Genomic DNA, 24,428 nt, shown 5'->3' on the forward strand with positions numbered 1-24,428 from the left:
GTACCCGAGGAGCCCGCCCGTGCACCGTCCTCTCAGCGCAGAGTCCGAGGTCGCCGCCGAACTGGCCGAAGTGCGCCCCGAGCTCGTAGCGCGCTACACGGCCGAACTCCCCGGTGCCCGCGCGGCCGTGCTGACCCGGCTGTGGCGTGCGCTGGCGTACGAGCCGCTGCCCTGGGTGGCCCGGCGTGAGCGCGGCCGGGAGGGCCTCGCCCTGGGCCTCTCGGACGGCCGCCGGCTGCACGGCCCGCATGCCGACCCGTATGCCACCACCGCGTACGTCACCGCCGTACGGCTCGGCGAGACCCCGTACGACGATCCGGCCCGGCTGCTGACCGACCTCGCCGTACCGCACGGCACCTCCCTGGCCGCCGAACTCGGCCACAGCGTCGCCTCGTTGGCGCTGTCCCGGGCCGGCCAGCAGGGCCACTCGAAGGAGTGGCCGACGCGGGACTGGGAGTGGGAGCAGCGGGTGGTCGACGGGCATCCGTTCCACCCCAACTGCCGTTCCCGGCCCGGTTTCTCGGTCGCCGAGCAGCTGGCGTACGGGCCCGAGCACCGTCCGGTGGTGACGCTGGCGCGGGTTCCGGTGCGGGCGCGGGAGTGCCTGGTGACGGGCGAGTGGCCGGAGGGGATGCGGGACGGGGAGCGGCTGCTGATCCCGGTGCATCCCTGGCAGGCCGAGCATGTCCTCAAGCGACCCCGCGATCCCTACGACGGCGGGATCGCCGCGCATCCGCTGATGTCCCTGCGTACCCTCGCCCTCCCCGAAGGGCCGCACGTCAAGACCGCGTTGAGCGCCCGGCTGACCTCCTCGGTGCGGGACATCTCGGTGTACTCCATCGGCCTGTCGGCCACGCTGTCGGACTTCGCGGAGACCCTGGCGGCCCGTATGGACGGGCTGCTGCATGTCACCCGCACGCTGGGGGCGGCGACGGCCGACTCGCCCGATCTGGCGGCGGTGGTGCGGGAGTCGCCGCAGGTGTACGCGGCCTCGGGTGAGCGGGTCGTACCGGTGGCCGCGCTGGCCACCACCGAGCTGGCCCGATCCCCCGCTTGGCAGGCCGAGTTCGCCCTGCTCGCCCTCACGGTGGGGCTGCGGCTGCTGGAGCTGGGGGTGGCGCTGGAGGCGCACGGTCAGAACCTGCTCGTGGTGGTGTCGCCCGGCGGCTCCCCGGTGCGGCTGGTCTATCGGGACCTCGCCGACATCCGGGTCAGTCCCGAGCGCCTGGCCCGGCACGGCATCCCGGTCCCCGAGCTGACCGGCCGGATCGTCACGGACGACGTGACGGCCCTGCGCCGCAAGCTTTTCGGCTCGCTGGTGGCCGGTGCGCTCGCGGGTACGGCGGGCTCGGGCCCGGCCTTGCGCGGGGCGCTGGAGGCGGTCGTAGGGGAGCTGCCGGGGACCGTGGATCTGGCCGCACTGCGTGCGGAGGCGCTGCCCACGAAGGCGCTGACCTTGATGCGGCTTTCGCCGGGAACACCCGGGGACCAGTGGGCGCGGCTGCCCAATCCGCTGGTCACCGAGGTGTTCTGACCTCGTTTTGAAGCGGGACACCTCTGATCAATAAGATCCGCCGATGATCACAAGAACACGGCTGGTGACCGGGGTCTGCGCCCTGCTCGCCGCGCTCGCGGCCGGGATGGCGTTCCCGGCCGGAGCGATTGCCGACGAGACCAGTGCGCTCGCACCGAAGGTCGACCTCGTCCTCGATGTGAGCGGCTCGATGCGAGCGCGCGACATCGACGGCCAGTCGCGAATGGCCGCCGCGAAGCAGGCATTCAACGAGGTGCTGGACGCGACGCCCGAAGAGGTCCAGCTCGGCATCCGCACGCTCGGCGCCGACTACCCGGGCGACGACCGCAGGACGGGCTGCAAGGACACCGCGCAGCTTTACCCGGTCGGCCCGCTGGACCGCACCGAGGCGAAGGCGGCGGTGGCGACGCTGGCGCCCACCGGCTGGACGCCGATCGGCCCGGCGCTGCTGAAGGCTGCCGACGATTTGGACGGCGGCGAGGGCTCGAAGCGCATCGTGCTGATCAGCGACGGCGAGGACACCTGCGCCCCGCTCGACCCGTGCGAGGTGGCCCGGGAGATCGCCGCCAAGGGCATCGGCCTGACCATCGACACGCTCGGTCTGGTCCCGAACACCAAGATGCGGCAGCAGCTGAGCTGCATCGCGGAGGCGACCGGCGGCACCTTCACCTCGGTCGAGCACACCGAGGAACTCACCGACAAGGTCAACCAGTTGGTGGACCGAGCGGCCGATCCGGTGGTGACGCCGGTCGCGACGACGGGCGCCGACCGGTGCGCGAAGGCACCCACGCTGAAGTCCGGCCTGTACACCGACCGCGAGGAGTTCGGACGGCAGCGCTGGTACCGCGTGGACGTCGAGCCCGGCCAGGAGCTGCGGGCGTCCGTGAGCGTGTCGGCCGACCGTGCGGTGAACCCCTCCTACGGGGTGCTGCTGCGGGCGGTGACCGAGCGCGGCCGGGAGATCGTGCGCGGCGAGGCGGCGGGCAACGGCCGTACGGACGTGGTGTCCACCGGCGTGCGCTACCCGAAGGCCGAGATCGACGACGACGAGGACGGCGCGCCCGCCGAGACCGTGTGCCTCCAGGTCACCCACTCCTTCTCGGCGGGCTCGGGTGTGCAGACCACGCCCGGTCTGCCGCTGGAGCTGACGGTCGACGTCGTGGACGGGCCGTCGACGTCGAGCGACGTGGCCTCCTTCGGCCTCGGGCGCGGCTGGTGGCTGCTCGGCGCGCTGATCCTCACCGGCTTCCTCGCCGGTCTCGTCTGGGGCTGGCTGTCCCGCTGGCGGCTCGCGGTCTGGAGGACCAACTGATGCGGATCACAAGTGTGTTGAGCGGCGCTCTGCTGGCGCTGGGGCTGGCGGCGGGTCCCGCCGCGGCCGACTCCTCGCCGTCGCCGAGCGCGTCGGAGGACGCCGGCGCGCCGACGCAGGCGGGCACCTCGTACCGTACGGCGACGGAGATCGAGCAGGGGCAGACGGCCACGGCGAGCGCCTCCACGGGCGACTACCTGTACTGGTCCTTCCCCGCGGACGCCGGTCAGCGCCCCACCGTCAAGGCGACGGTGAAGCTGCCGGACACGCACGCCGCCGAGACCTGGCAGATCGATGTGTACGACGGCCTGCGGCGCCGCCAGGCCTGCCAGTACGGGGCACAGACGCGCACCGCCGCGGCGAACGCGGCCTCGGTCGAGCTGAGCTGCGTCCTGCGTACCGTCCGGGCCTGGTCGGAGCAGTGGGCCGATGACCCGCTGCCGGGCACGTACTACATCCGGCTGACGGTCGTGGACGTGCCCACCTCCGACCTCGGTCTGCCGGTCGGCGCCGAGGTCCGGGTCGATTCCGAGGACATCGGCGGTTCGGCGGCGGTGGACGGGTCGCTGGCCCGGCCGCTGGTGCCGGGCGTGGCCGTGAAGTCGCAGGAGGAAGAGGAGAGTTCGTCGGCCTCGGCGGTGCTGTCCAGCATCGAGCCCGAGGACGGCTGGGCCTCCGGCTGGTGGTCCGACCGGTGGGTGTGGACGGCGATCGGCGGGGCGCTGGCCGCGCTCGCGGGGATCGGCGGGTACGCGCTGACCCGCGGCTCGGGGCGGCCGTCACAGGCGCCGCCCGGCGTCTGACATCCCGTCAACTCGACCACCGAGGCCCGTCGTACGTGATCGTGCGGCGGGCCTCGCTCTTCTCAGAGGTCGAGCAGGGCCTTGGCCAAGGTCCCCTCGCCGGTCACCTCGATCCGGCCGTCCCGTACGGCGTCCGCCAGACTCAACTCCCCCCGCGCCAGCGCCTCGCACGTCCCGGAGTCCAGCACCAGCCGTGCGTCGGGCTCCACGGGCGCGGTGCCTTCCCCGTAGACCGGCCCGTCCTCGGCGCCGACGTGGAGGTGGAACTCCCCCTCCGCCAGCCGGACTTCGACGACGCCCTCCCCTTCCAGCGCCCGTAGCAGCGGCAGCGCGAACCAGTGCGCGCGCACGGCGTCGGTGGGGCGCCGCGCGCCGAGCTCGGCCTGACCCCACTCCCCCAGCGCCTGCAGCACGGGCAGCAACTGGCGGCCGCGTGCGGTGAGTTCGTACACGTACGCCGCTCCGGGCGGCGGCAGCTTGCGCCGCGTGCTGATGCCGTCCCGCTCCATGTCCTTCAGCCGAGAGGCGAGTACGTCCGTGCTGACGCCCGGCAGATCGGCGTGCAGGTCTGTGTAGCGCCGCGGGCCGGCCAGCAGTTCCCGGACGATCAGCAGGGTCCAGCGGTCGCCGACGACATCGAGTGCGCGTGCGGCGGAACAGTACTGGTCGTAGCTTCGGCGAGGTGACATGCGACGCAGTCTAGACATGTTGTTGGACTTTCCAAGCTCGAACTTGGTAAAACCAAGCAACACACGAAACCGGAGGGGCGAGCGCGCATGGAGTTCCGGCAGTCGAACAAGCTGAGCGAAGTCTGTTACGAGATCCGCGGCCCGGTGATCGAGCACGCCGACGCACTGGAGAAGGCGGGCCACAGCGTGCTGCGCCTGAACACCGGCAACCCCGCGCTCTTCGGCTTCGAGGCGCCGGAGGAGATCCTCCAGGACATGATCCGGATGCTCCCCCAGGCACACGGCTACACCGACTCGCGCGGCATCCTCTCCGCCCGCCGGGCCGTCGCCCAGCGCTATCAGACGCTCGGCCTGGAGGTCGGCGTCGACGACGTCTTCCTCGGCAACGGTGTGTCCGAGCTGGTCTCCATGGCCGTACAGGCGCTGATCGAGGACGGCGACGAGATCCTCATCCCGGCCCCGGACTTCCCCCTCTGGACCGCGGTGACGACCCTCGCCGGCGGCAAGGCGGTGCACTATCTCTGCGACGAGCAATCCGGCTGGTACCCCGACCTGGACGACATGGCGTCGAAGATCACGGACCGCACCAAGGCCCTGGTCATCATCAACCCGAACAACCCCACCGGCGCGGTCTACCCCAAGGAGATCGTCGAGGGCATCCTCGACCTCGCGCGCCGCCACGGCCTGATGGTCTTCGCCGACGAGATCTACGACCAGATCCTCTACGACGACGCCGTGCACCACTCGGCCGCCGCCCTCGCCCCCGATCTGGTGGTCCTCACCTTCTGCGGCCTGTCGAAGACCTACCGGGTGGCAGGTTTCCGCTCCGGCTGGCTGGTGGTCACCGGTCCGAAGCAGCACGCGAAGGACTATCTGGAGGGCCTGACGATGCTGGCCTCCATGCGGCTGTGCGCCAACGCGCCCGCCCAGTACGCCATCCAGGCCGCGCTCGGCGGCCGCCAGTCGATCCGGGAGCTGACCGAGCCCGGTGGCCGCCTGCGCGAACAGCGCGACGTGGTCTGGGAGAAGCTCAACGAGATCCCGGGCGTCTCGTGCGTGAAGCCGAAGGGCGCGCTGTACGCCTTCCCGCGCCTCGACCCCAAGGTGCACAAGATCCACGACGACGAGAAGTTCGTCCTGGACCTGCTGTTGCGGGAGAAGATCCAGGTGGTCCAGGGCACGGGCTTCAACTGGCCGACCCCCGACCATTTCCGGATCCTGACCCTGCCGTACGCCGAGGACCTGGAGGCGGCCATCGGGCGGATCGGGCGGTTCCTGAGCGGATACCGGCAGGACTGACCGTCTGCGCGGGTAGGACCCGTGCATGAGCACCCGCCCTCTCCTGCTCCTCGACGTGGACGGCCCCCTCAACCCGTTCCGCGCCCTGTACCTCGGCCATCGCGGCTATGTCACGCGCCGGGTGCATCCGGCGAGCTGGTCGGCCCGGCAGCCGCCGGGATCCCGGCGGCTGCGTCGGGGTCTGCGGGTGCGGCTGCATCCGGGGCACGGGGCGCGGCTGCTGGCGCTGCCCTACGAGCTGGCGTGGGCCACCACCTGGCAGCACCAGGCCAACGAGATGATCGCGCCGGTGATCGGACTGCCCGCCGATCTGCCGGTGATCGAGTGGCCGGAGCCGTTCGAGAGGGATCCCGACGGGCTGTACTGGAAGACCCGGCACGTGCTGGCGTGGGCGGCGGGGCGGCCGTTCGTCTGGGTCGACGACATGATCACCGACCTCGACGTACGGCATGTCGCGGCCCATCACGACGCCGCCGCGCTGCTGCTGCCGGTCGACGCGCGCAGGGGACTGCGTGAGCGTGACTTCACGGAGTTGGAGCGCTGGGCTCTTAGCCTGTGACTCATGGCTGATCTCTTCCTCGTCCGGCACGGTGAGACCGAGTGGTCACGGTCCGGACGGCACACGGGATGGACGGACGTTCCGCTGACCGAGCGCGGGCGGGAGGAGGCGCGGCGGCTGGTGCCGTTGATCCGGTCGCATCGGATCGGGGCCGCGTTCGTCAGCCCGCTGGAGCGGGCCCGGGAGACCGCCGAGCTCATCGGGCTGCACGACGTGCGGATCGACACCGATCTGCGGGAGTGGGACTACGGCGGGTACGAGGGGATCGCGACCATCGAGATCCAGCACGAGCGGCCGGGGTGGTTCCTGTTCACGGACGGTGTCGCGCCGGGGCCGCCCGAGCATCCCGGGGAGAGCCCGGACCAGGTCGGGGAGCGCGCCGACCGGATCCTGGCCAAGGTGGACGCCGCGTTCGCGAACCACGAGGGCTGTGTGGTGCTCGTGGCGCACGGGCACTTCCTGCGGGTGCTCACCGCCCGGCGGCTCGGGCTGCCGCCGGCGGACGGGGCCTTGTTCCAGCTGGCGACGGGGGCGGTGTGCCGGCTGAGCACGGAGCACGGGCGGCCGGTGATCGCCGGCTGGAATGTCAGACCCGGGTCGTAGCCTTCCCAGCAGATGGTGCCGGTGCCCCGCCGGGAGGCGGGGCGGCCGGCACCCTGCCACCAGTTCGGGTGCCCGTGTCCTGCCGCGAGGGCGGGGCCGGCGCCCGAGCGCCCGGGGAGGAGCACGCCGTGACCAGACCACCGACCGCGGCCCAGCGGCGTGTCATCGACAGCGCCGATCCCGTCACCGGGCGGCTGCGGGGCACGGAGGCACAACTCGCGGCGCTGGTGAAACGCGGGCTCGCCTTCCGGCACCCACGGCCGCCGCACGACCACTTTCTGACGCCGACCGGGCATCGGATACGGGAGGCCGAGCCGACGGCACCCGCGCAAGCCGAGGCTCCCGCGGCCGGTGGTGTCTTCGCCGCGCGGATCGGCGGTGAGCAGGACGCCCCGAAGCCGGGCCCGGCGCGGCTGCGTGAGGTGCGCGGCGCCTGGCAGGGGCTGTTGGAGTTGCGTCGGATGACCAATCCGGACGGGGCGACGGACCGGCCGTGCGGGTGGGAGCGTACGCATCTGGTGCAGGCCGCCGCGCTCGCGCTGGAGGCCGCCGGACACCCTCCGGCCTGGCCGGACTCCGAGGAGGGGTACCAGGTGCGGGCCACCCCGCAGCCGGAGGCGGTCGCCGTGCGCGAGCCCGACGGCGCGCGTCTGCGGGCCTGCGCGGCCACACTGGAAGAGGCGGGCTGGCAGGTCGGCGAGTACACCGAGCCTCGTACCAGAGCGCGCTATCTGCTGGCGTCCCCACGCCGGGCATGAGGCGCGTGCCAAGATCAGTGCACAGTCCACCGAATGTCAGAGGGGGAAGCAGTGAGCGAGCCGTTTTCCGTCCCGGTCACCGTCCGCGGCTATGAGACGGACACGCAGGGGCACGTCAACCAGAGCGTGTACATCAACTACGCCGAGCACGCCCGCTGGTCGCTGCTCCAGGCCGCGGGCATCAGCCAGACGGGCCTCATGGGCAAGGGGGTGGGACCCGTCGCGCTGGAGACGACCATCCGTTACGAACGCGAGCTGACAGCCGGTGACGAGGTCGACGTGACGTGCGCCTTCGAGTGGTCGGGCGGCAAGACGTTCAAGGTTCGGCAGACCATCAGCAAGGCCGACGGCACGGTGGCGGCCGAGCTCACGGGCGTCGGCGGGCTGCTGGACCTGAAGGAACGCAAACTGGTGGCGAATCCGCAGGACTACTTCAAGGAACTGTCCACGGACCCGAGCCTGTTCGGGCTGTAATCACTCCTGCTCCGTGTCGTGCTCGGCGTCGTAGGCCGCACGCGACTCGGCGATGTGGACCCTGTTGCGCTCGGCCCAGTCGGTCAGGCGTCGCAGGGTCTCGTGCAACTCCCGGGCCACGGGGGTGAGTTCGTACTCCACCTTCGGCGGCACCGTCGGATGGACGGTGCGCGTGACGAGGCCGTCGCGCTCCAGATTGCGCAGCGTCAGGGTCAGCATCCGGCGGCTGATGCCCTCGATGCCGCGCTCCAACTCGGTGAAGCGGATGGGTCCGTGGGCCGCCGCGACGAGGATCTGGACGCTCCATTTGCCGGAGACCCTGTCAAGAACCTCGCGGACCGGGCACGCCTCCGCGTTCACTGCCTGGACGGTAACACCGGTGTTCCTCTGGGACATCGGACTGCCTCCTTACGCCGCTCTCCATGGTCACTCACGATGTACCCCGTTACAAGTCGTGCACCTATGGAGAATCCGGAGGCAGCGCCGCCATGGCCATCGTCGAGTCCCCGACGCGGACACCGCGCCGAACGCAGCGAACGTACTCCCGCTGGGCGTCCCTCGTCGTGCTCTGCGCGGGAACGCTCATGACCATCCTGGACGGCAACATCGTCACCGTCGCGATGCCGGCCGTCCAGAGCGACCTCGGCTTCTCGGGGCCGGGCCTGGCCTGGGTCGTCAACGCGTATCTGATCCCCTTCGGCGGACTGCTGTTGCTGGTGGGCAGGCTCGGCGATCTGATCGGCCGCAAAAGGATGTTCACGGCGGGCCTCGCCGTGTTCACCGCGGCCTCCGTGCTGTGCGGGGTGGCGAACGGGCAGGCCATGCTGATCGCGGCGCGCGCCTTGCAGGGCGTGGGCGGGGCGATGACCTCGGCCGTGGTGCTCGGCATGCTGGTCGCGCTGTTCCCCGAACCACGCGACCAGGCCCGCGCCATCGCGGTGTTCAGCGCGGTCGGCGCGGCGGGCGGGGCGCTCGGCACGTTCCTCGGCGGGGCGTTGACCCAGGCCCTGAACTGGCACTGGATCTTCCTGATCAACCTGCCGATCGGAATCGTCTCCGGGCTCGCGGCCGTACGGGTCCTGGCACCGGACCGCGGCGCGGGGCTCGGCAAGGGCGCCGACTACCCGGGCGCGGCGCTGGTGACCGGCGCTCTGATGCTCACGGTGTACGTCATCGTCGGCGCCGGCGACCGCGAGCTCACCGCCACGCTGCTGCTGGCGGCCCTGTCCCTGACCCTGTTCGTCGCCTTCACCCTCCGCCAGGCCCGGGCGGCGCGTCCGCTGCTGCGGCTGCGTCTGTTCGGCTCCCGGCTGCTGAGCGGTGCGAACGCCGTGCAGATCCTGATGATCGCGACGATGTACGGCTTCCAGTTCATCGGCGCGCTCTATCTGCAACGCGTCCTCGGCTACGGCGAGCTGCTCACCGGCACGGCTTTCCTGCCGGCGCCGATCGCCATCGGGGTGCTGATGCTGGGCCTGTCGGCCCGTACCGTCGGCCGGTTCGGCGCGTACCGGGTGCTGCTGGCGGGGCTGGTGCTCATCGTCGCCGGCATGGCACTGCTGAGCCGGGCACCCGTCGACGGGTCGTACGTCACGGACGTACTCCCGCCCCTGCTCCTGCTCTCCACCGGTTTCGCCGCCGCGATGCCCGCGCTGACCGGGCTCGCGATGTCGGGGGCACGGGAGGAGGACGCGGGGCTGGCGTCCGGGCTCTTCAACACCACGCAGGTGGTGGGCGGTTCGCTGGGTCTGGCGGTGCTGTCGGTACTGGCGGCGAGCCGTACGGAGGGATTGCTCGACGAGGGTGCGGCGGCGGTCGCCGCGACGGCCGAGGGTTATCAGCTGGCATTCCGGGTGGCGACGGGGATCGCGGTGGGGGCACTGGGCCTGGCGGCGGCAGTGCTGCGGGCGCCCGCGAGGTGAATCGCCGGGCGGGCACGGGCCGAGGCGGGCAGCGGAGCGTGCCCGTGTCCGCCGCCTCCCCGGCCCGGTCAGCTCATTCCGGTGAACGCCGCCTTGTGGTCCAGCACCCACTCCAGGTAGCTCCGCGCCGGTCGCCCCAGTACCCGCGGTACGTCGTCGGTGACGACGGCGTTGCCGCCCTCCTCTATGAAGCGGGCGCCCGCCATGAGGCTGTCCGCGTAGGCGGCACCGAGGCCCATGCCCAGGAGTTGTTCGCGGCGCTGGTCCGCGGTCAGCTGGAGGACTTCCACCGGGCGGCCGAGGATCTCGGCGAGTACCGCGGCCTCGTCACTGGCACTGAGGGCCTCGGGTCCGGTCAGCGTGTAGGTGTGCCCCGCGTGGCGCGGGTCGAGCAGTGCGCTCACGGCGACCTCGGACACGTCCCGCGGGTCGACCACGCCCTGTCTGCCGTCGCTCATCAGGTTGGGCGCCGCCGTGCCCGCCCGGACCGCCTCGGCCCAGGCAAGCGTGTTGGAGGCGAAGGAGGAGGGACGCAGCACGGTCCACTCCAGGCCGCTCGCCCTGGTGGCCTCCTCGCCGGGCAGGTGCCAGGTGCCGAACCCGGCGAGCCGGGGGTCCCCGGTGCCGATCGAGGAGAGTTTCACGATCCGCCGTACCCCGGCCGCCCGCGCCGCCTCGACCAGGCCCCGATCGTGCTCGGCGTCGTCCGGGCCGAACACTCCGACCAGGAAAGCGGCTTGCGCACCCGCCATCGCCTCCTGGACCGAGACCGGGTCACGGTGATGCCCCGGTAGGGTCTCGACGCCCGAGGGCACCCGGGCCACCGCCGGGTCCCGGGTCAGGGCACGCACCTTCTCGCCGCGCGCCGTGAGCCGGCGTACCACTTCACTGCCTATGGTGCCGGTGGCACCCGTCACAAGGATCATGTCCATGAGCATGGGCGGCGGGCGGTGCCGGGTTCTTGGAAAATCCGGCACGGTTCATGGGCCCGGAGAGCCGTGTGCCCGGCCTACGGTGGAGGGGTGACGAACACCCTGTACCGACAGATCCTGCCCACACCCGAGGCTCTGCGCCCCTGGGTCGCGGGCATCGGGTCCGTTTCGGTGGGCGCCGACCCGGCGGGGCCGTACGCCCAACTCCCTGACACCACCACCAAGATGGTCTTCCGGGTCGATGAGAGCGGCCGCCGGAGCACCCTGGTCGTCGGCCCGCGTGCTCGCGCCTCGTACCACCGGGGCAAACGGTTCGCCTCCTGCCTCGAGATGCGGCTGGCGCCCGGTACCGCCCTCCCCCTGCTCGGCGTCCCGGCGGTCGATCTCGTGGGCACCGCGGTGCCGCTGGAGGCGCTGCCCACCACGACGGCGCGCCAACTGGCCCGCGAGCTGGGGCACATGACGCCGGAGCAGGTGGTGCCCCATCTGGCCCAGACACTCCCGGACCGGCTGTCAGCAGCGGCGGACCGCTCACGCACGGCCCTGCTGAAGGCCGGTGCCGACGCGCTGTCGATGCGCACCGGCCGCGTCCCCGGACAGGTGCGCGACGTGGCACGGGAACTCGCCGTCAGTGAGCGTCAGTTGCGCAACCTCTTCGCCGAGGGCGTCGGTCTCTCGCCGAAGCACTACGCCCGGATCGACCGGGTCCACGCGGTGCTGGCCCGGGCCGACGACGTCCCCTGGGCGCAGCTCGCCGTCGCCTCCGGCTACTACGACCAGTCCCATATGACGTCCGACTTCCGCACCCTGATGGGCGTCCCGCCCCGCTCGTACTTCAGCGGCCGCCTTCCCGACGCCCAGCCCTGCCAGGCCGCCGCCCGCCGCTGACGCCCGTGCGCTCCTAGGCAGCCGCGCGCCAGATCGTCATGTCCAGTTGCAGGAACGCGAGTTCCGGCAGGGCGGTCGACTTCGTCTGGATCACCAGCAGCGCGATGTCTCCGGAGGAGTGCTTGACGCAGATCTGGCTGCCGTTCGCCGCTGCGGCGAGCGGCCAGCGGTGCCGATCGGCACTGGCGAGCAGGAGCCGGCACTCGTCGAGGGAGGCCCCCGACGCGCCGAACAGCTGAACGAATACGCTGGAGTCGCTGTCCAACGCGCAGCCGACATCCTTGCAGTCGAACCGGATGTCCCCCTTGCGGTCCTCACGCTGCACCGGCTCGTCGAAGCTCAGCGAGCTCTTCGCGTCCAGCCGTTGGAGGGGATGGGGGACGGCACTCGGCGACCAGGACGCGGTCGGGGAGGTCTGCGACCCATCCGATGTCCCGTCACCGGCTCCCGGCGTCGACGCGGTCGCCGAGGGCGATTGCGGCGCCGACGACCCTTCGGACTCCTTCGGGCCGGGAGTGGACGGTGCGCCAGCCACCCAATCGCGGAACCTGTCCCGCGCGTCCGGGAGCGTCCACACCAGGCCCGTCAACAGGAGTGCCGCCGCCGTCACGACCGCGGTCGTGATCAGCGCGGGCCGCCGTCTTCGCGTACGGCGCGCGTCCGGCACGGTCGGCTGCGGTCGCGAGACGACCAAGGGCGCCGAGTGCAGCACTCGGGTGGGCGTGCGCACCGGCGACGGAACCGTCACCTCTGGCCCCATGACCTCCCGCCACACGACCGGTCCCGCGCCCGCTTCGGCGTCCCCGTCCAGCCGCTGCCGGCACCACTCGACGATCTCCGCCAGGGTGACCCGGTCCGCCGCGTCGGCGGCCAGGCACCGGGCGATGAGCGGACGGAGCCGCTCGGGCAGCGGGGACAGATCGGGAGCCTCGTGCACGATCCGGTAGAGCACCGTGGCCGCGGGGCCCTCCCCGTACAGCGGTCTGCCCAGCGCGGCGAACGCCGCCGTCTGACCGAGTGCGAAGACATCGGTCGCGCCCGTGACCTCACCGGCGAGCGCCTGCTCGGGGGCCATGAAGTGGGGCGTGCCGACGGCGAAGCCCGTGGCCGTGTGCGAAGTGGCGTCCGCGGCCAGCGAGATACCGAAGTCGATCACCCGCGGCCCGTCGGCGGCCAGCAGCACGTTCGACGGCTTCAGATCCCGGTGCACGATGCCCGCGCCGTGGATGGCCTCCAGCGCTTCGGCCACGCCCGCCATCAGCCACAGCACCGCGGGCACCGGCAGCGGCCCGCGCCGGGCCACGGCCTCCGTCAGGGAGGGCCCGGGCACATACAGCGTGGCCAGCCAGGGTGGCGTGCCGTCCGCGTCGGCGTCGATCAGCTCGGCGGTGTACGCGCCCCGGACCCGCCGGGCCGACTCCACCTCCCGGCGGAACCGCCGCCGGAACTCCTGGTCGTCGGCCAGCTCCGGCCGTACGACCTTGATCGCCACCGGTCTGCCGCCCTGCGTGTGCGACAGGTAGACCCGGCCCATGCCACCCGCACCGAGCCGCGCCGCGAGGCGGTAGCCGGCCACCATCGGCGGATCGTCCACCTGGAGTGGCTGGAACACCTCGGTCGCGTCACTCATCGCCCCTGTCCCCCCTCGACCCATGCCTGTGCGATCGACCCGTGAGCCGATCAAGAGGAGAAGCCTATGCGGGCGGGAAATGAGGTGCGGCAGGCCCTGCCGCCTGGGATGCTCGCGGTCCATGGCCGCACGACGCACCAAACCCAGCCTCTACATCTCCGTCGACATCGAAGCCGACGGCCCCATCCCCGGCCCCTACTCCATGCTGAGCTTCGGCGCGGCCGTCGCCGGGGTGCAGGACGGTGCCGGTTTCACGCCGGCCGACCCGCAGGAGCGGACCTTCTATCGGGAGCTGCGGCCGATCAGCGAGGAGTTCGTGCCGGAGGCTCTGGCCGTGAGCGGGCTGGACCGTGATCGGCTCGTGCGGGAGGGCGGCGAACCGGCGGCCGCTCTCGCCGAGTTCGGTGACTGGGTGCGTGAGGTGAGCGCCAGCGCCGGTGCCCAGCCGGTGATGTGCGGCTACCCGGCGTCGTACGACTGGACGTTCCTGTACTGGTACCTGATCCGCTTCACCGGTTCGAGTCCCTTCGGGCACTCGGGCTGTCTCGACATGAAGACGCTGTACGCGACGAAGGCACGGCTGCCGTTGCGGGCGGTGGCGAAGGGCACGATGCCGCGCGAGCTGCTTTCGAGGAGGCGGCACACCCACCACGCGCTCGACGACGCGATCGAGCAGGCCGAGCTGTTCGCGAATCTCATGGCGTGGCCCGGCCGGCTCACAGGAACTTCCTAGGCCGCCAAGCGCGCGAGGGCCGGGGCGCGGCACCCGCCGGTGCCGCGCCCCGGGTTCAGCGGGCGGCCGCGATGTGCTCGCCGGCCTCCATCGGATGGGTCACGTCCTGATCGTCGGGCCGCCGGCCCAGGTGGTTGAAGACCAGGTTCAGCCCCACCGCCGCCACACAGCCCGTGGAGATGCCGGAGTCGAGGACGATCCGCACCGTCTCGGGGAACGCGTGGTAGAACTCCGGCGCCGTGATCGGGATGATGCCGACGGCCAGCGAGACGGCGACGATCAGGATGTTGTTGTCCTTCTCCAGGCCGGCCCGGACAAGGGTCTGGATGCCGCTCGCCGCGACGGAACCGAACAGGACCACGCCCGCACCGCCCAGCACCGGGCGCGGTACGACCGCGATGAGCGACGCGGCCATCGGGCACAGGCCCATCAGCACCAGGAAGCCGCCGCCCACGGCCACGACGTACCGGCTGCGGATCTTCGTCATCGCGACCAGGCCGATGTTCTGGGCGAAGGCGCTGCACATGAAGCCGTTGAAGAGCGGGCTGATCGCCGAGCCGAGGGTGTCGGCGCGCAGACCGGCCGCGATGGTCTTCTCGTCGGCCGGGCGCTCGACGATCTCGCCGAGCGCCAGCATGTCGGCCGTCGACTCGGTCATCGACACCACCATCACCACGCACAGCGAGATGATCGCGGCGAGCTGGAACTGCGGGGCGCCGAAGTGGAACGGGGTCGGGAAGCCGACGACGTCCGCGTCCGCGACCGGTCCGAAGTCCGTGACGCCGAAGGGAATCGCGATCAGTGTGCCGATCACCAGACCGAGCAGCACGGCGATCTGCTTGACGAAACCTCGGGTGAAGCGCCGCAGGAGGAGCACGATCGCCAGCGTCGCGCCGGCCAGGCCCAGATAGGTCGTCGAGCCGTAGTCGTCCGCGGCCGGATCGGGACCCTGCGCCCAGCCGAAGGCGACCGGCAGCAGGGACACACCTATGAGCGTGATCACCGTGCCGGTGACGACCGGCGGGAAGAAGCGCACCGCCTTGCTGAAGAAGGGCGCGGCGAGGAAGCCCAGGAGGCCGGCGACGATCACCGCTCCGAAGATGACGGGCAGGGCGTCGGACTTGTCGTCGGTGGCGGCGACGATCGCCGTCATGGGGGCGACACCGGCGAAGGTGACGCCGTTGACGAAGGGCAGCCGGGCGCCGATCTTCCAGATGCCCAGGGTCTGGAGGAAGGTCGCGATGCCCGCGGTGAAGAGGCAGGCACCGGTGAGGAAGGTCAGTTCGGTGGCGGTCAGGCCGATGGCCGCACCGACGATCAGGGGTGGGGCGACGACTCCGGCGTACATGGCGGCCACGTGCTGGAGACCGGTGGTCGCCATCTTGAGGGCGGGAAGTTTCTCGTCGACGGGGTGGGCGGACACGGGCGGCTCCTCCGGTCGGGTGACACGTCGGCTCTGACGTGGGTTTCAGGGAGGTGGTGCGCGGTCGTGCGGGACCGGGGGACGGGACCGGTCCGGGGCACGTGCGTCCAACACGCGCCCCGGAGACGGCCGCCATGAACCCCGCTCGGGTCCACGGCTGCCGACCGGGAGCCGTCCCTCCCGGCCGGAGATCAAGTGCCGTATCGGGCAAGTGGAGTTGGCGATACGGATTCGGTGCTACGGCCCTACTGCGCGGCGATCCGCGCCAGCCGCTGCGCCTCCTGGCGGGTCGAGCGGGCGATCGCGTCCTCGTCGGCCGTGAGCAGCCGCCCGTCCTCGACGATCTGCCGGCCGTTCACGAACGACGCCGTGATCGGGGCGGCCGCACCGAAGACCAGCGCGGTCACCGGGTCGGCGATGGAGGCGTGCGCGAGCGTGTCGAGCTTCCACAGCACCAGGTCGGCCAGCTTGCCCGGCTCCAGCGAGCCGATCTCGGCGGCCCGGCCGAGCACCTGGGCACCGCCGTACGTCCCGAGCCGCAGCGCCTGCCGGGCGTTCAGGGCGGCCTCGCGGTGCGCGCCGAGGCGGTTGATGAGCAGCGCGTTGCGCAGTTCGGTGTGCAGTTCGCCGGACTCGTTGGAGGCGGTGCCGTCCACGCCGAGGCCGACCGGGACGCCGGCCGCCAGCATGTCGGGGACGCGGGCGATGCCGGCCGCCAGACGGGCGTTGGAGGAGGGGCAGTGGGCGACACCCGTCTTCGTGCGGGCGAAGGCGGCGATGTCGGAGTCGTTCATGTGGACGCAGTGCGCCATCCACACGTCCTCGCCGAGCCAGCCGGTGGACTCGAAGTAGTCGGTCGGGCCCATGCCGAACAGCTCGTGGCAGAACTTCTCCTCCTCCACGGTCTCGGAGCCGTGGGTGTGCATGCGCACGCCGAGGCGGCGGGCCAGCTCGCCGCCCTGCCGGAGCAGTTCGGTGGAGATGGAGAAGGGGGAGCAGGGGGCGACGGCGACCTGGGTCATGGCGTCGAAGGAGGCGTCGTGGTGCTGCTTGACGGTCTCCTCGGTCCCGGCCAGCGCGCCTTCGAGGGTCTCGACGGCGAAGTCCGGCGGCAGCCCGCCGTCCTTCTCGCTGCGGTCCATGGAGCCGCGGGCGAGGGTGAAGCGGACGCCCATGTCGCGGGCGGCGCCGATGATCGCCCCGGACAGGTCGCCGGAGCCCTGCGGGTAGACGTAGTGGTGGTCCATGGCGGTGGTGACGCCGCCCCGGGCCATCATCGCCAGCGAGCCCTGCGCGGCCGAGCGCACCATCTCCTCGTCGATGCGCGCCCACGTCGGGTAGAGGGCGACGAGCCAGTTGAAGAGGTTGTGGTCCGTGGCCAGACCCCGGGTGATCCACTGGTAGAAGTGGTGATGGGTGTTGATCAGGCCGGGGGTCACGAGATGCCCGGTGGCATCGATGCGGCGTACGACGTTGTCCAGGCCTTCGGGGGCCTTGCCCGCGCCGAGCGCCTCGATGCGGTTGCCGGCGATGACGACGTATCCGGTCGCGTACTCGGTGTCGTGCGCGTCGACGGTCGCGATCGAACAGTTCTCGATGACGATGCGCTGGGCTGCTGCCATGATTCGTCCTATTCGCTCAGTGGACTCTGGGGAGAGGGCACGGCAGGGCCCTGGGAGTTTTGAGTGCCGTGACCGGGGAGGCGGGTTCCCCGGTCACGGGTGCCGAAAGGGGGGGAGGATCAGAGGTTGGTGAGGTCCACGGGGATCTTCGGCTCGCAGCCGTCCCGCAGGATCGTGGCCTCGATCAGGCCGTAGGGGCGGTCGGCGGCGAAGTACACCTCGTTGTCGTTCTTCAGCCCGAACGGCTCCAGGTCCACCAGGAAGTGGTGCTTGTTCGGGAGGGAGAAGCGGACCTCGTCTATCTCGCTGCGGTTGTTGATGATGCGCGAGCCCATCTGGTACAGCGTCTGCTGCAGCGACAGCGAGTAGGTCTCGGCGAAGGCGTGGAGCATGTGCTTCTTGGTCTGCTCGTACGACTTCTCCCAGTTGGGCATCCGCTGCTCGTCGTCGGTCCAGTTGAACCGCCAGCGGGCGGAGACCTGGGTCGCGAGGATCCGGTCGTACGCTTCCTTGAGGGTCGTGTACTTGTCCTTGACGTAGCCCCAGAACTCGGAGTTGGTCGAGTTCATCACGACGAGGTCCTTGAGGCCGGAGATGACCTCCCACTTCTCACCGTCGTACGTGATCTGGGTGACCCGTGTCTCCTGGCCCTTGCGGACGAAGGAGTGCTTGACCTCGTCGGCGCCGATGAACTGCGAGTTGGCGTCGGAGGCCTCGATCCGCTCCCAGGAGTACTCCTCGATGCGGATCCGGGCCTGCTGGATCGGCTCCTGCGAGGTCACGAAGTGCCGGGCGAGGTGGATGCCGAACTGCTCGGCGGACTCGATGCCGTGCTCCTTGGCGAAGGCGTACACCGTGTTCTTGGTGGTGTCCGTCGGCAGGACGTTGGCGTTCGAGCCGGAGTAGTGGACCTCGTCCATGTCGCCGGAGAGGGCGACGGAGACGTTCAGGTCCTTGATGTGGTGGGTGGCGCCGTCCCGCGTGATCTTTACGACTCGGTTCTCGGCCTTGCCGTACTGGTTCTGTCCCAGGATCGTGGGCATGTCTGCTAGCTCCCTCGGTAAACGGAGTAGCCGAACGGGTTGAGCAGCAGCGGTACGTGGTAGTGCTCGCCCGGCACGACGGCGAACGTGATCGCCACCTCCGGGAAGAACACACCACGCCCGCTGTCCCGATTCGCGGGGGCGTCCTGCTGCGCATCGGCTTGCTTGTTCTCGAAATACGGCTCCACCGTGAAGTCGAGCCGTACGTGTGTGGTCCCCTCCGGCAGCGCCGGAAGGTCCTTGCACCGCCCGTCCGCGTCGGTCGCGGAGCCGCCGAGCGCCTGCCAGTCCGCATCCCGGCCGCTGCGGGCCGTGAGCTGGACGGCGACGCCCTCGGCGGGGCGGCCGATGCTGGTGTCCAGGATGTGCGTGGACACGGAGGCCGTGGTGCTGGTGCTCATGCTGCTGTCAGTCCTCTTCGACGATGCGGGCGAGCCGGATACGGTTGATCTTGCCCAGCTCGGTGCGGACGATCTCCCGCTCCTGCTCCGGCGAGTTGCCGATCCGCTCCTTGAGCGCGTCGCGCATCTGCTCGCCGGTCCGGCCGGTGGCGCAGATCAGGAAGACATGGCCGAACCGGTCCTGGTAGGCCAGGTTGAGGTCCAGCAGCTCCGCCTTGAGCTCCTCGGAGGCGCCGGCCATGCCGCGCTGCTCCCGGGCCGAGGTCGGGTCGCCCGGCTTGGGGCGGCCGATCGGCGGGTGCCCGGCCATGGCCTCGGCCAGGTCCTCGGCGGTCAGCTCGGCCATGGCGGCGTCACTGGCGGCGTAGAGGTCGTCGGCGCAGGCATGGGGGCGGCCGGCGAGCAGCAGCTTCACCCAGGTGGTGGAGGCGCACGCCTCGTGGAGAGCGGCGTGGGCCGCGTGCTCCTCCAGGGCGTTGAACCGGGCCAGGCCCGGGGGCGTGGAATTCGACGTCACGGGAGCCTCCGTGGCCGCGAAGGGCCTTCGTACTGAACGGGCGTGCCGATAGCTAACGCCCTACGGCGAGGAGACGTCAACACTTTGTTGAAAATTCGCGGTACCGAAACCGGATGGGAGGCCGCCGGCGCCCCTGCTCCCGATTCAGGCCGCCTCAGGCACCCTTCTCACGGTTGAGGTAGTTGTAAACCGTGAAGCGACTGACGCCGAGCGCGCTCGCCACGGTCTCCACACCGTGCCGCACGGAGAAGGCGCCGCGCGCCTCCAGTATCCGCACGACCTCCTGCTTGTCCTTGCGGTCCAGGTCGGCCAGCGGCCGGCCCTGCCTGCGTTCCATGGCGGCCAGGATGTGATCCAGGGAGTCGGCGAGCTGGGGCAGGCGCACGGCGACGACGTCGGTGCCCTCCCAGGAGAGCACGACATCCTCGGGTCCCGCCTCGTCCGGCGGGAGTATCTCGCCGCCCATGGCGTCGACCAGCGGCTTCACGGCCGCGATGAAGGTCTCGTCCCCGGTGCCGGTCACTCCCCGCCCTCCCCGACCACATTGACCTGGAGCGAGATCCGGGTGGCACCGGCCTCCAGGGTCTTGCGCAGCAGGGCGTCCACGGCGGTGAGCACGGCGTCGGCCCCGCCCTCCGCCGTGTTGCCGAACGGGCCGACATCCACCGCGTCCAGCTCGGCAGCCTCGACGACCTCACGGGCGACCACCGCATGCGCGGGCGCCTCGTCGAGGTCGAAGGGTTCGGTCGTGAACTCCACTCTCAATCGCACGCGCTCAACCTAACGCGCGCGCGAATGTTCGGGCAGCCCCCTCGTCGCCGCTACGAGCCCCCTTGACAAGCCACGACACCCGACGGCAATCTTCCAGTACGCAGAAACTAACTTCCGCTATATGGAATCTCGACAAACGGAAGGGAGCGCCGGCGACATGCCAGGTTTCACATGGGACACAGCCGCAGAGCAGCGCTTCAACGTCAACCTGTCGATCCTCTTCACGGAACTCCCGCTCCTGGAGCGCCCCGCGGCCGCCGCCGCGGCCGGCTTCACCGCGGTCGAGCTGTGGTGGCCCTGGATCGACTCCCCCACCCCCGAGCAGTCCGAGCTCGACGCCCTGAAGCGGGCGATCGAGGACGCGGATGTCCAGCTCACCGGCCTGAACTTCTACGCCGGCCGGCTGCCCGGCCCCGACCGCGGCGCCCTGTCGGTCCCCGGCGAGGAGTCGGAGCGGTTCCGCGCCAACATCGACGTGGCGGCGGACTTCGCGGCCTCGCTGGGCTGCAAGGCGCTCAACGCCCTGTACGGCAACCGCGTCGAGGGCGTGGACCCGGCCGAGCAGGACGCGCTCGCGCTGGAGAACCTGGCCCTAGCGGCCCGGGCGGCCGACCGGATCGGCGCGATCCTGCTGATCGAGGCCCTGAACAAGCCCGAGTCGCCGCTGTACCCGCTGGTCTCGGCACCGGCCGCGGTCGGCGTCGTCGACCAGGTCAACAAGGCGACCGGACTCGACAACGCCCGCTTCCTCATGGACCTGTACCACCTGTCCATGAACGGCGAGGACCTGCCGGCGGTGATCGAGCAGTACGCCTCGAAGACCGGCCACGTCCAGATCGCCGACAACCCGGGCCGTGGCGCGCCGGGCACGGGGGCACTGCCGCTGGAGGAGCTGCTCGACCAGCTGACGAAGGCCGGTTACGAGGGCTGGGTGGGCCTGGAGTACAAGCCCGGCGACCGCCCGAGCGCGGAGGCCTTCGGCTGGCTGCCGCCGGAGCAGCGCGCCGCCCGCTGAGGCGGCCGTCTCCGGGGTTGCCGCCCCCCTCCTTCGGCCGTGAACGGGCCTCGTCCTCAAACTCCCCCAGAGGGGGCACCCCCAACGGGCCGGATTTCACCGACCGACGCCGAGAAGTGCCGTACCGGCGCCAATTCGCAGACGTACCACCGCAGTTCAGAGAGGTACCCCAACATGAGCACCCTCCCCAAGATCGCCTGGATAGGCCTCGGCATCATGGGCTCCCCCATGTCCGAGAACCTGATCAAGGCCGGTTACCAGGTCACCGGCTTCACTCTGGAGCAGGACAAGCTCGACCGGCTGGCCGCCGCCGGTGGCACGGTCGCCGGTTCGATCGCCGAGGCCGTGAAGGACGCCGACGTCGTCATCACGATGGTCCCGGCCTCCCCGCACGTCGAGGCCATCTCCTACGGCCCCGACGGCATCCTGGAGAACGCGAAGTCCGGCGCCCTGCTGATCGACATGTCCTCGATCACCCCGCAGACCTCGGTCGACCTGGCGAAGGCCGCCAAGGACAAGGGCATCCGCGTCCTGGACGCCCCGGTGTCCGGCGGCGAGGCCGGCGCCGTCGAGGCCGTGCTGTCGATCATGGTCGGCGGCGAGCAGGCCGACTTCGACCAGTCCAAGCCGATCTTCGACGCCCTCGGCAAGACCATTGTGCTGTGCGGTCCGCACGGTTCGGGTCAGACCGTGAAGGCGGCCAACCAGCTGATCGTCGCCGTGAACATCCAGGCGTGCGCCGAGGCCGTGGTCTTCCTGGAGAAGTCCGGCGTGAACCTCCAGGCGGCGCTGGACGTCCTCAACGGCGGCCTGGCCGGGTCGACCGTGCTGACCCGGAAGAAGGACAACTTCCTGAAGCGCGACTTCAAGCCGGGCTTCCGTATCGACCTGCACCACAAGGACATGGGCATCGTCACGGACGCCGCCCGCAATGTCGGCGCCGCGCTGCCGGTCGGCGCCGTGGTCGCGCAGCTGGTCGCGTCCCTGCGCGCGCAGGGCGACGGCGGCCTGGACCACTCGGCCCTGCTGCGGGCCGTGGAGCGCCTCTCCGGCGCCCAGGTCTGAGCCTGGCCCTGCCACAGACTTCCGGGTCGCGGCGCCGCTGACAACTGTCCTGTCGCGCCCAGGCGGCGCCGCGGCCCGGAATCACCTTCAACAGAACGTTGATTCAATTCAACAAACTGTTGACGTTCAGATCACCCCACTCCTAGGCTCCACGAAGCGGAAACAGCTTTCCGCTGACACCCGCACGGAAGGTCCCCGATGTCGAAGCGCGTGCTCACGACCGAGTCCGGCGCCCCGGTCGCCGACAACCAGAACTCAGCCTCCGCCGGCGTCGGCGGCCCGCTCCTCCTCCAGGACCAGCATCTCCTGGAGAAGCTCGCCCGCTTCAACCGCGAGCGCATCCCGGAGCGCGTGGTGCACGCCCGTGGCAGCGGCGCGTACGGTCACTTCGAGGTGACCGACGACGTCACCGGCTTCACCCACGCCGACTTCCTGAGCGAGGTGGGCAGGCGGACCGAGGTGTTCCTGCGCTTCTCGACCGTGGCCGACAGCCTCGGCGGTGCGGACGCGGTCCGCGACCCGCGCGGCTTCGCGGTCAAGTTCTATACGGCGGAGGGCAATTACGACCTCGTCGGCAACAACACCCCGGTGTTCTTCATCAAGGACCCGATCAAGTTCCCCGACTTCATCCACTCGCAGAAGCGAGACCCGTTCACCGGCCGCCAGGAGCCGGACAACGTCTGGGACTTCTGGGCGCACGCCCCCGAGGCCACGCACCAGGTGACCTGGCTGATGGGCGACCGCGGCATCCCGGCGTCGTACCGCCACATGAACGGCTACGGCTCGCACACGTACCAGTGGACGAACGCCGACGGCGAGGCCTTCTTCGTCAAGTACCACTTCAAGACGAACCAGGGCATCCGCAGCCTGAGCGCCGAGCAGGGCGCCGAGCTCGCCGGCAAGGACGCCAACTCGCACCAGACGGACCTGCTCCAGGCCATCGAGCGGGGCGTGCACCCGTCCTGGACGCTCTACGTCCAGCTCATGCCGGCGGCCGAGGTGGCGGACTACCGCTTCAACCCGTTCGACCTGACCAAGGTCTGGCCGCACAAGGACTACCCGCTGCGGCGCGTGGGCCGGCTGGTCCTGGACCGCAACCCGGACAACGTCTTCGCCGAGGTCGAGCAGGCCGCGTTCTCCCCGAACAACTTCGTCCCCGGCATCGGCCCCTCCCCCGACAAGATGCTCCAGGGCCGCCTGTTCGCCTACGCGGACGCCCACCGCTACCGTCTGGGCGTCAACCACACCCTGCTGGCCGTGAACGCCCCGAGGGCCACGACGGCGCAGAACTACGGCCGTGACGGCTTGATGGCGGCCAACGCCCAGGGCCGCGGGGCGAAGAACTACGAGCCGAACTCCTACGACGGCCCGGTCGAGACCGGCCGCCCGCTGTCGGCCCCGCTGGCGGTCACCGGCCACACCGGCACCCACGAGGCCCCGCTGCACACCAAGGACGACCATTTCTTCCAGGCCGGCGAGCTGTATCGCCTGATGTCGGCCGAGGAGAGGTCCCGCCTGATCGCCAACATCGCCGGTGGCCTCTCCCAGGTCTCCCGCGACGATGTGATCGAGAAGAACCTGGCCCACTTCCACGCCGCCGACCCGGAGTACGGCAAGCGCGTGGAGGAGGCGGTCCGCGCCCTGCGCGAGGACTGAACCCCCGGACTGCGTCCGTCTCCTGACGGGAGGTCATGAGCCGGACGCAACCGCCCGCGCCACACCGGTCGACCCGGATGAGGGGTGGTCGCCCGGAACGGGCGCGGGCAACGCGAGGACCGCGGCGGCGTGCGAGCCAGTGCGGTGGTGAAGGTCCCGGCCTCCTTCTTCGACCAGAGGGAAGGAGCCCCGGTTCCATCGCTGCCGCCGCGGTCCCAAGCCCCAGACACCGTCCGGCGGCGCGAACGTCCTGTCGCGCCCAGCCTCGCACCGTCGGACGGCCACAACCGAATACCTCACCGGCTGAAGAGCGCCGGGTACGGACGGTCCCCGTACTCGGCGCTCTTCGGCGTCCGGGGTGCGCGAGCGGTCCTTTCGCAGGAGGCTGAAGGCATGGCAGCAGATCCGACGGAGCATCCGCACGTCGTGGTGCACGCCCCGGCCCTGGACGGGTCCCGGCGGGTCACCGAGGGCGACGCGACACTGGGAATCGCCACGCATGTCGACGACGTAGGCGAGATCCTGCGGCTCGCCGACCTGTACGTCACCGACGTGGCGGAGAGCGACTTCATCGACTGGCAGGGCGGCGGCCCCGACGACTGGCCGGGGCTGTCGGAGCACCACGAGGAGTAGGCGACGCGCGTACACCACCGGGCGTACGTCGGCTACGGAATCCTCAGATCAACCTCTGAACAGGCGCCAGGAGGCTTCAACCGCCCCCCGCCGCGGGCACATTCTCCTCACACGGGGCCCGCCGGCACGGGGGCGGCGGGCCTCGA

General features: G+C 70.9%; 26 protein-coding genes. 15 read left to right on the forward strand and 11 right to left on the reverse strand.

The window, feature by feature from the left end; translation table 11 throughout:
* The first annotated feature begins 19 nt into the window (after positions 1-19).
* The 3 genes from ACFQ6S_RS13810 to ACFQ6S_RS13820 are packed head-to-tail and all read left to right on the forward strand — an operon-like array spanning position 20 to position 3,649.
* Positions 20-1,534, forward strand: coding sequence for an IucA/IucC family protein (locus tag ACFQ6S_RS13810; RefSeq protein ID WP_383407713.1), 1,515 nt, complete (start codon positions 20-22; stop codon positions 1,532-1,534).
* Between the two features lie 43 nt (positions 1,535-1,577).
* Complete coding sequence (locus ACFQ6S_RS13815; protein WP_383407716.1) at positions 1,578-2,846, forward strand: VWA domain-containing protein; 1,269 nt, start codon at positions 1,578-1,580, stop codon at positions 2,844-2,846.
* Positions 2,846-3,649: a hypothetical protein gene (locus tag ACFQ6S_RS13820; protein ID WP_383407718.1), complete on the forward strand. Its 804-nt coding sequence runs from the start codon at positions 2,846-2,848 to the stop codon at positions 3,647-3,649. Before ACFQ6S_RS13815 ends, ACFQ6S_RS13820 begins: the two co-directional genes overlap by 1 nt.
* Before the next feature lie 62 nt (positions 3,650-3,711).
* Here ACFQ6S_RS13820 and ACFQ6S_RS13825 read toward each other — a convergent pair whose 3' ends face one another.
* Complete coding sequence (locus ACFQ6S_RS13825; protein WP_383407721.1) at positions 3,712-4,338, reverse strand: winged helix-turn-helix transcriptional regulator; 627 nt, start codon at positions 4,336-4,338, stop codon at positions 3,712-3,714.
* A gap of 87 nt (positions 4,339-4,425) precedes the next feature.
* Here ACFQ6S_RS13825 and ACFQ6S_RS13830 point away from each other — a divergent pair, with 87 nt between their 5' ends.
* From ACFQ6S_RS13830 to ACFQ6S_RS13850, 5 genes are all read left to right on the forward strand, one after another.
* Entirely contained in the window at positions 4,426-5,637 is a 1,212-nt protein-coding gene (locus ACFQ6S_RS13830) for a pyridoxal phosphate-dependent aminotransferase (RefSeq protein WP_383407723.1), read from the forward strand.
* Between the two features lie 25 nt (positions 5,638-5,662).
* A complete protein-coding gene (locus ACFQ6S_RS13835; RefSeq protein WP_383407726.1) occupies positions 5,663-6,196 on the forward strand; it encodes a hypothetical protein in 534 nt (177 codons plus the stop codon).
* 3 nt (positions 6,197-6,199) lie between these two features.
* The gene (locus tag ACFQ6S_RS13840) at positions 6,200-6,799 is read left to right on the forward strand and encodes a histidine phosphatase family protein (protein WP_383407729.1); all 600 of its coding nucleotides are present in this window, start codon (positions 6,200-6,202) and stop codon (positions 6,797-6,799) included.
* Between the two features lie 128 nt (positions 6,800-6,927).
* The gene (locus ACFQ6S_RS13845) at positions 6,928-7,557 is read left to right on the forward strand and encodes a hypothetical protein (RefSeq protein ID WP_383407732.1); all 630 of its coding nucleotides are present in this window, start codon (positions 6,928-6,930) and stop codon (positions 7,555-7,557) included.
* A gap of 51 nt (positions 7,558-7,608) precedes the next feature.
* Positions 7,609-8,031 carry an acyl-CoA thioesterase gene (locus ACFQ6S_RS13850; protein ID WP_383407735.1) on the forward strand — a complete coding sequence of 141 codons (423 nt, stop codon included), beginning with the start codon at positions 7,609-7,611 and terminating at the stop codon, positions 8,029-8,031.
* Here ACFQ6S_RS13850 and ACFQ6S_RS13855 read toward each other — a convergent pair whose 3' ends face one another.
* Entirely contained in the window at positions 8,032-8,427 is a 396-nt protein-coding gene (locus ACFQ6S_RS13855) for a winged helix-turn-helix transcriptional regulator (RefSeq protein WP_383407737.1), read from the reverse strand. It lies immediately after the preceding gene.
* Between the two features lie 188 nt (positions 8,428-8,615).
* Between ACFQ6S_RS13855 and ACFQ6S_RS13860 the strand changes: the two genes are divergently transcribed.
* A complete protein-coding gene (locus tag ACFQ6S_RS13860; RefSeq protein ID WP_383407740.1) occupies positions 8,616-9,953 on the forward strand; it encodes an MFS transporter in 1,338 nt (445 codons plus the stop codon).
* Between the two features lie 68 nt (positions 9,954-10,021).
* Here ACFQ6S_RS13860 and ACFQ6S_RS13865 read toward each other — a convergent pair whose 3' ends face one another.
* Positions 10,022-10,879, reverse strand: coding sequence for an NAD(P)H-binding protein (locus tag ACFQ6S_RS13865; RefSeq protein ID WP_383407743.1), 858 nt, complete (start codon positions 10,877-10,879; stop codon positions 10,022-10,024).
* Positions 10,880-10,975: 96 nt separating this feature from the next.
* On the opposite strand from ACFQ6S_RS13865, the gene ACFQ6S_RS13870 reads away from it, so the two are divergent.
* Positions 10,976-11,773: a helix-turn-helix domain-containing protein gene (locus ACFQ6S_RS13870; RefSeq protein WP_383407746.1), complete on the forward strand. Its 798-nt coding sequence runs from the start codon at positions 10,976-10,978 to the stop codon at positions 11,771-11,773.
* Positions 11,774-11,786: 13 nt separating this feature from the next.
* Here the strand turns inward: ACFQ6S_RS13870 and ACFQ6S_RS13875 are convergent, their stop codons facing one another.
* A complete protein-coding gene (locus ACFQ6S_RS13875) occupies positions 11,787-13,403 on the reverse strand; it encodes a serine/threonine-protein kinase (RefSeq protein WP_383407749.1) in 1,617 nt (538 codons plus the stop codon).
* 121 nt (positions 13,404-13,524) lie between these two features.
* Here ACFQ6S_RS13875 and ACFQ6S_RS13880 point away from each other — a divergent pair, with 121 nt between their 5' ends.
* The gene (locus ACFQ6S_RS13880; RefSeq protein WP_383407751.1) at positions 13,525-14,136 is read left to right on the forward strand and encodes a 3'-5' exoribonuclease domain-containing protein; all 612 of its coding nucleotides are present in this window, start codon (positions 13,525-13,527) and stop codon (positions 14,134-14,136) included.
* Positions 14,137-14,191: 55 nt separating this feature from the next.
* Here the strand turns inward: ACFQ6S_RS13880 and ACFQ6S_RS13885 are convergent, their stop codons facing one another.
* From ACFQ6S_RS13885 to ACFQ6S_RS13915, 7 genes are all read right to left on the reverse strand, one after another.
* Positions 14,192-15,559: a nucleobase:cation symporter-2 family protein gene (locus tag ACFQ6S_RS13885; protein ID WP_383407754.1), complete on the reverse strand. Its 1,368-nt coding sequence runs from the start codon at positions 15,557-15,559 to the stop codon at positions 14,192-14,194.
* A gap of 245 nt (positions 15,560-15,804) precedes the next feature.
* Positions 15,805-17,181, reverse strand: coding sequence for an 8-oxoguanine deaminase (locus ACFQ6S_RS13890; protein ID WP_383407757.1), 1,377 nt, complete (start codon positions 17,179-17,181; stop codon positions 15,805-15,807).
* A 119-nt stretch (positions 17,182-17,300) separates the two neighbouring features.
* Positions 17,301-18,224: a factor-independent urate hydroxylase gene (gene pucL / locus ACFQ6S_RS13895; RefSeq protein ID WP_383407760.1), complete on the reverse strand. Its 924-nt coding sequence runs from the start codon at positions 18,222-18,224 to the stop codon at positions 17,301-17,303.
* Between the two features lie 5 nt (positions 18,225-18,229).
* Positions 18,230-18,625 (reverse strand): hydroxyisourate hydrolase, encoded by a 396-nt coding sequence (uraH, locus tag ACFQ6S_RS13900; RefSeq protein WP_383407763.1) that lies wholly within the window; start codon positions 18,623-18,625, stop codon positions 18,230-18,232.
* A gap of 7 nt (positions 18,626-18,632) precedes the next feature.
* Positions 18,633-19,142 (reverse strand): 2-oxo-4-hydroxy-4-carboxy-5-ureidoimidazoline decarboxylase, encoded by a 510-nt coding sequence (uraD, locus tag ACFQ6S_RS13905; protein ID WP_383407766.1) that lies wholly within the window; start codon positions 19,140-19,142, stop codon positions 18,633-18,635.
* Between the two features lie 154 nt (positions 19,143-19,296).
* Complete coding sequence (locus ACFQ6S_RS13910) at positions 19,297-19,665, reverse strand: helix-turn-helix domain-containing protein (protein ID WP_383407769.1); 369 nt, start codon at positions 19,663-19,665, stop codon at positions 19,297-19,299.
* A complete protein-coding gene (locus ACFQ6S_RS13915; RefSeq protein WP_383407772.1) occupies positions 19,662-19,913 on the reverse strand; it encodes a hypothetical protein in 252 nt (83 codons plus the stop codon). The genes ACFQ6S_RS13910 and ACFQ6S_RS13915 overlap by 4 nt, the downstream gene beginning before the upstream one ends.
* A gap of 157 nt (positions 19,914-20,070) precedes the next feature.
* On the opposite strand from ACFQ6S_RS13915, the gene ACFQ6S_RS13920 reads away from it, so the two are divergent.
* The 4 genes from ACFQ6S_RS13920 to ACFQ6S_RS13935 all read left to right on the forward strand — a co-directional run bounded on the left by ACFQ6S_RS13920 (position 20,071) and on the right by ACFQ6S_RS13935 (position 24,282).
* Positions 20,071-20,928 carry a TIM barrel protein gene (locus tag ACFQ6S_RS13920; RefSeq protein WP_383407775.1) on the forward strand — a complete coding sequence of 286 codons (858 nt, stop codon included), beginning with the start codon at positions 20,071-20,073 and terminating at the stop codon, positions 20,926-20,928.
* Between the two features lie 174 nt (positions 20,929-21,102).
* Positions 21,103-21,993 carry a 2-hydroxy-3-oxopropionate reductase gene (locus ACFQ6S_RS13925; RefSeq protein WP_383407778.1) on the forward strand — a complete coding sequence of 297 codons (891 nt, stop codon included), beginning with the start codon at positions 21,103-21,105 and terminating at the stop codon, positions 21,991-21,993.
* Between the two features lie 198 nt (positions 21,994-22,191).
* Positions 22,192-23,649, forward strand: a complete 1,458-nt coding sequence (locus tag ACFQ6S_RS13930) for a catalase (protein WP_383407781.1) — start codon at positions 22,192-22,194, stop codon at positions 23,647-23,649.
* Between the two features lie 393 nt (positions 23,650-24,042).
* Entirely contained in the window at positions 24,043-24,282 is a 240-nt protein-coding gene (locus tag ACFQ6S_RS13935) for a hypothetical protein (RefSeq protein WP_383407784.1), read from the forward strand.
* The last annotated feature ends 146 nt before the right edge of the window (positions 24,283-24,428 follow it).

Origin of the sequence: Streptomyces sp. NPDC056479 (genome assembly GCF_042795335.1) — a bacterium.
Taxonomy (GTDB): Bacteria; Actinomycetota; Actinomycetes; order Streptomycetales; family Streptomycetaceae; genus Streptomyces.

Bases quoted from the DNA above. Each gene is read 5' to 3' on its own strand.
- ACFQ6S_RS13930 (WP_383407781.1), top strand. From the start codon at position 22,192: ATGTCGAAGCGCGTGCTCACGACCGAGTCCGGCGCCCCGGTCGCCGAC.
- ACFQ6S_RS13860 (WP_383407740.1), top strand. From the start codon at position 8,616: ATGACCATCCTGGACGGCAACATCGTCACCGTCGCGATGCCGGCCGTC.
- ACFQ6S_RS13920 (WP_383407775.1), top strand. From the start codon at position 20,071: ATGCCAGGTTTCACATGGGACACAGCCGCAGAGCAGCGCTTCAACGTC.
- ACFQ6S_RS13820 (WP_383407718.1), top strand. From the start codon at position 2,846: ATGCGGATCACAAGTGTGTTGAGCGGCGCTCTGCTGGCGCTGGGGCTG.
- ACFQ6S_RS13865 (WP_383407743.1), bottom strand. From the start codon at position 10,879: ATGATCCTTGTGACGGGTGCCACCGGCACCATAGGCAGTGAAGTGGTA.
- pucL (WP_383407760.1), bottom strand. From the start codon at position 18,224: ATGCCCACGATCCTGGGACAGAACCAGTACGGCAAGGCCGAGAACCGA.
- ACFQ6S_RS13855 (WP_383407737.1), bottom strand. From the start codon at position 8,427: ATGTCCCAGAGGAACACCGGTGTTACCGTCCAGGCAGTGAACGCGGAG.
- ACFQ6S_RS13830 (WP_383407723.1), top strand. From the start codon at position 4,426: ATGGAGTTCCGGCAGTCGAACAAGCTGAGCGAAGTCTGTTACGAGATC.
- uraH (WP_383407763.1), bottom strand. From the start codon at position 18,625: ATGAGCACCAGCACCACGGCCTCCGTGTCCACGCACATCCTGGACACC.
- ACFQ6S_RS13890 (WP_383407757.1), bottom strand. From the start codon at position 17,181: ATGGCAGCAGCCCAGCGCATCGTCATCGAGAACTGTTCGATCGCGACC.
- ACFQ6S_RS13875 (WP_383407749.1), bottom strand. From the start codon at position 13,403: ATGAGTGACGCGACCGAGGTGTTCCAGCCACTCCAGGTGGACGATCCG.
- ACFQ6S_RS13935 (WP_383407784.1), top strand. From the start codon at position 24,043: ATGGCAGCAGATCCGACGGAGCATCCGCACGTCGTGGTGCACGCCCCG.
- ACFQ6S_RS13825 (WP_383407721.1), bottom strand. From the start codon at position 4,338: ATGTCACCTCGCCGAAGCTACGACCAGTACTGTTCCGCCGCACGCGCA.
- ACFQ6S_RS13840 (WP_383407729.1), top strand. From the start codon at position 6,200: ATGGCTGATCTCTTCCTCGTCCGGCACGGTGAGACCGAGTGGTCACGG.
- ACFQ6S_RS13925 (WP_383407778.1), top strand. From the start codon at position 21,103: ATGAGCACCCTCCCCAAGATCGCCTGGATAGGCCTCGGCATCATGGGC.
- ACFQ6S_RS13880 (WP_383407751.1), top strand. From the start codon at position 13,525: ATGGCCGCACGACGCACCAAACCCAGCCTCTACATCTCCGTCGACATC.
- ACFQ6S_RS13835 (WP_383407726.1), top strand. From the start codon at position 5,663: ATGAGCACCCGCCCTCTCCTGCTCCTCGACGTGGACGGCCCCCTCAAC.
- ACFQ6S_RS13815 (WP_383407716.1), top strand. From the start codon at position 1,578: ATGATCACAAGAACACGGCTGGTGACCGGGGTCTGCGCCCTGCTCGCC.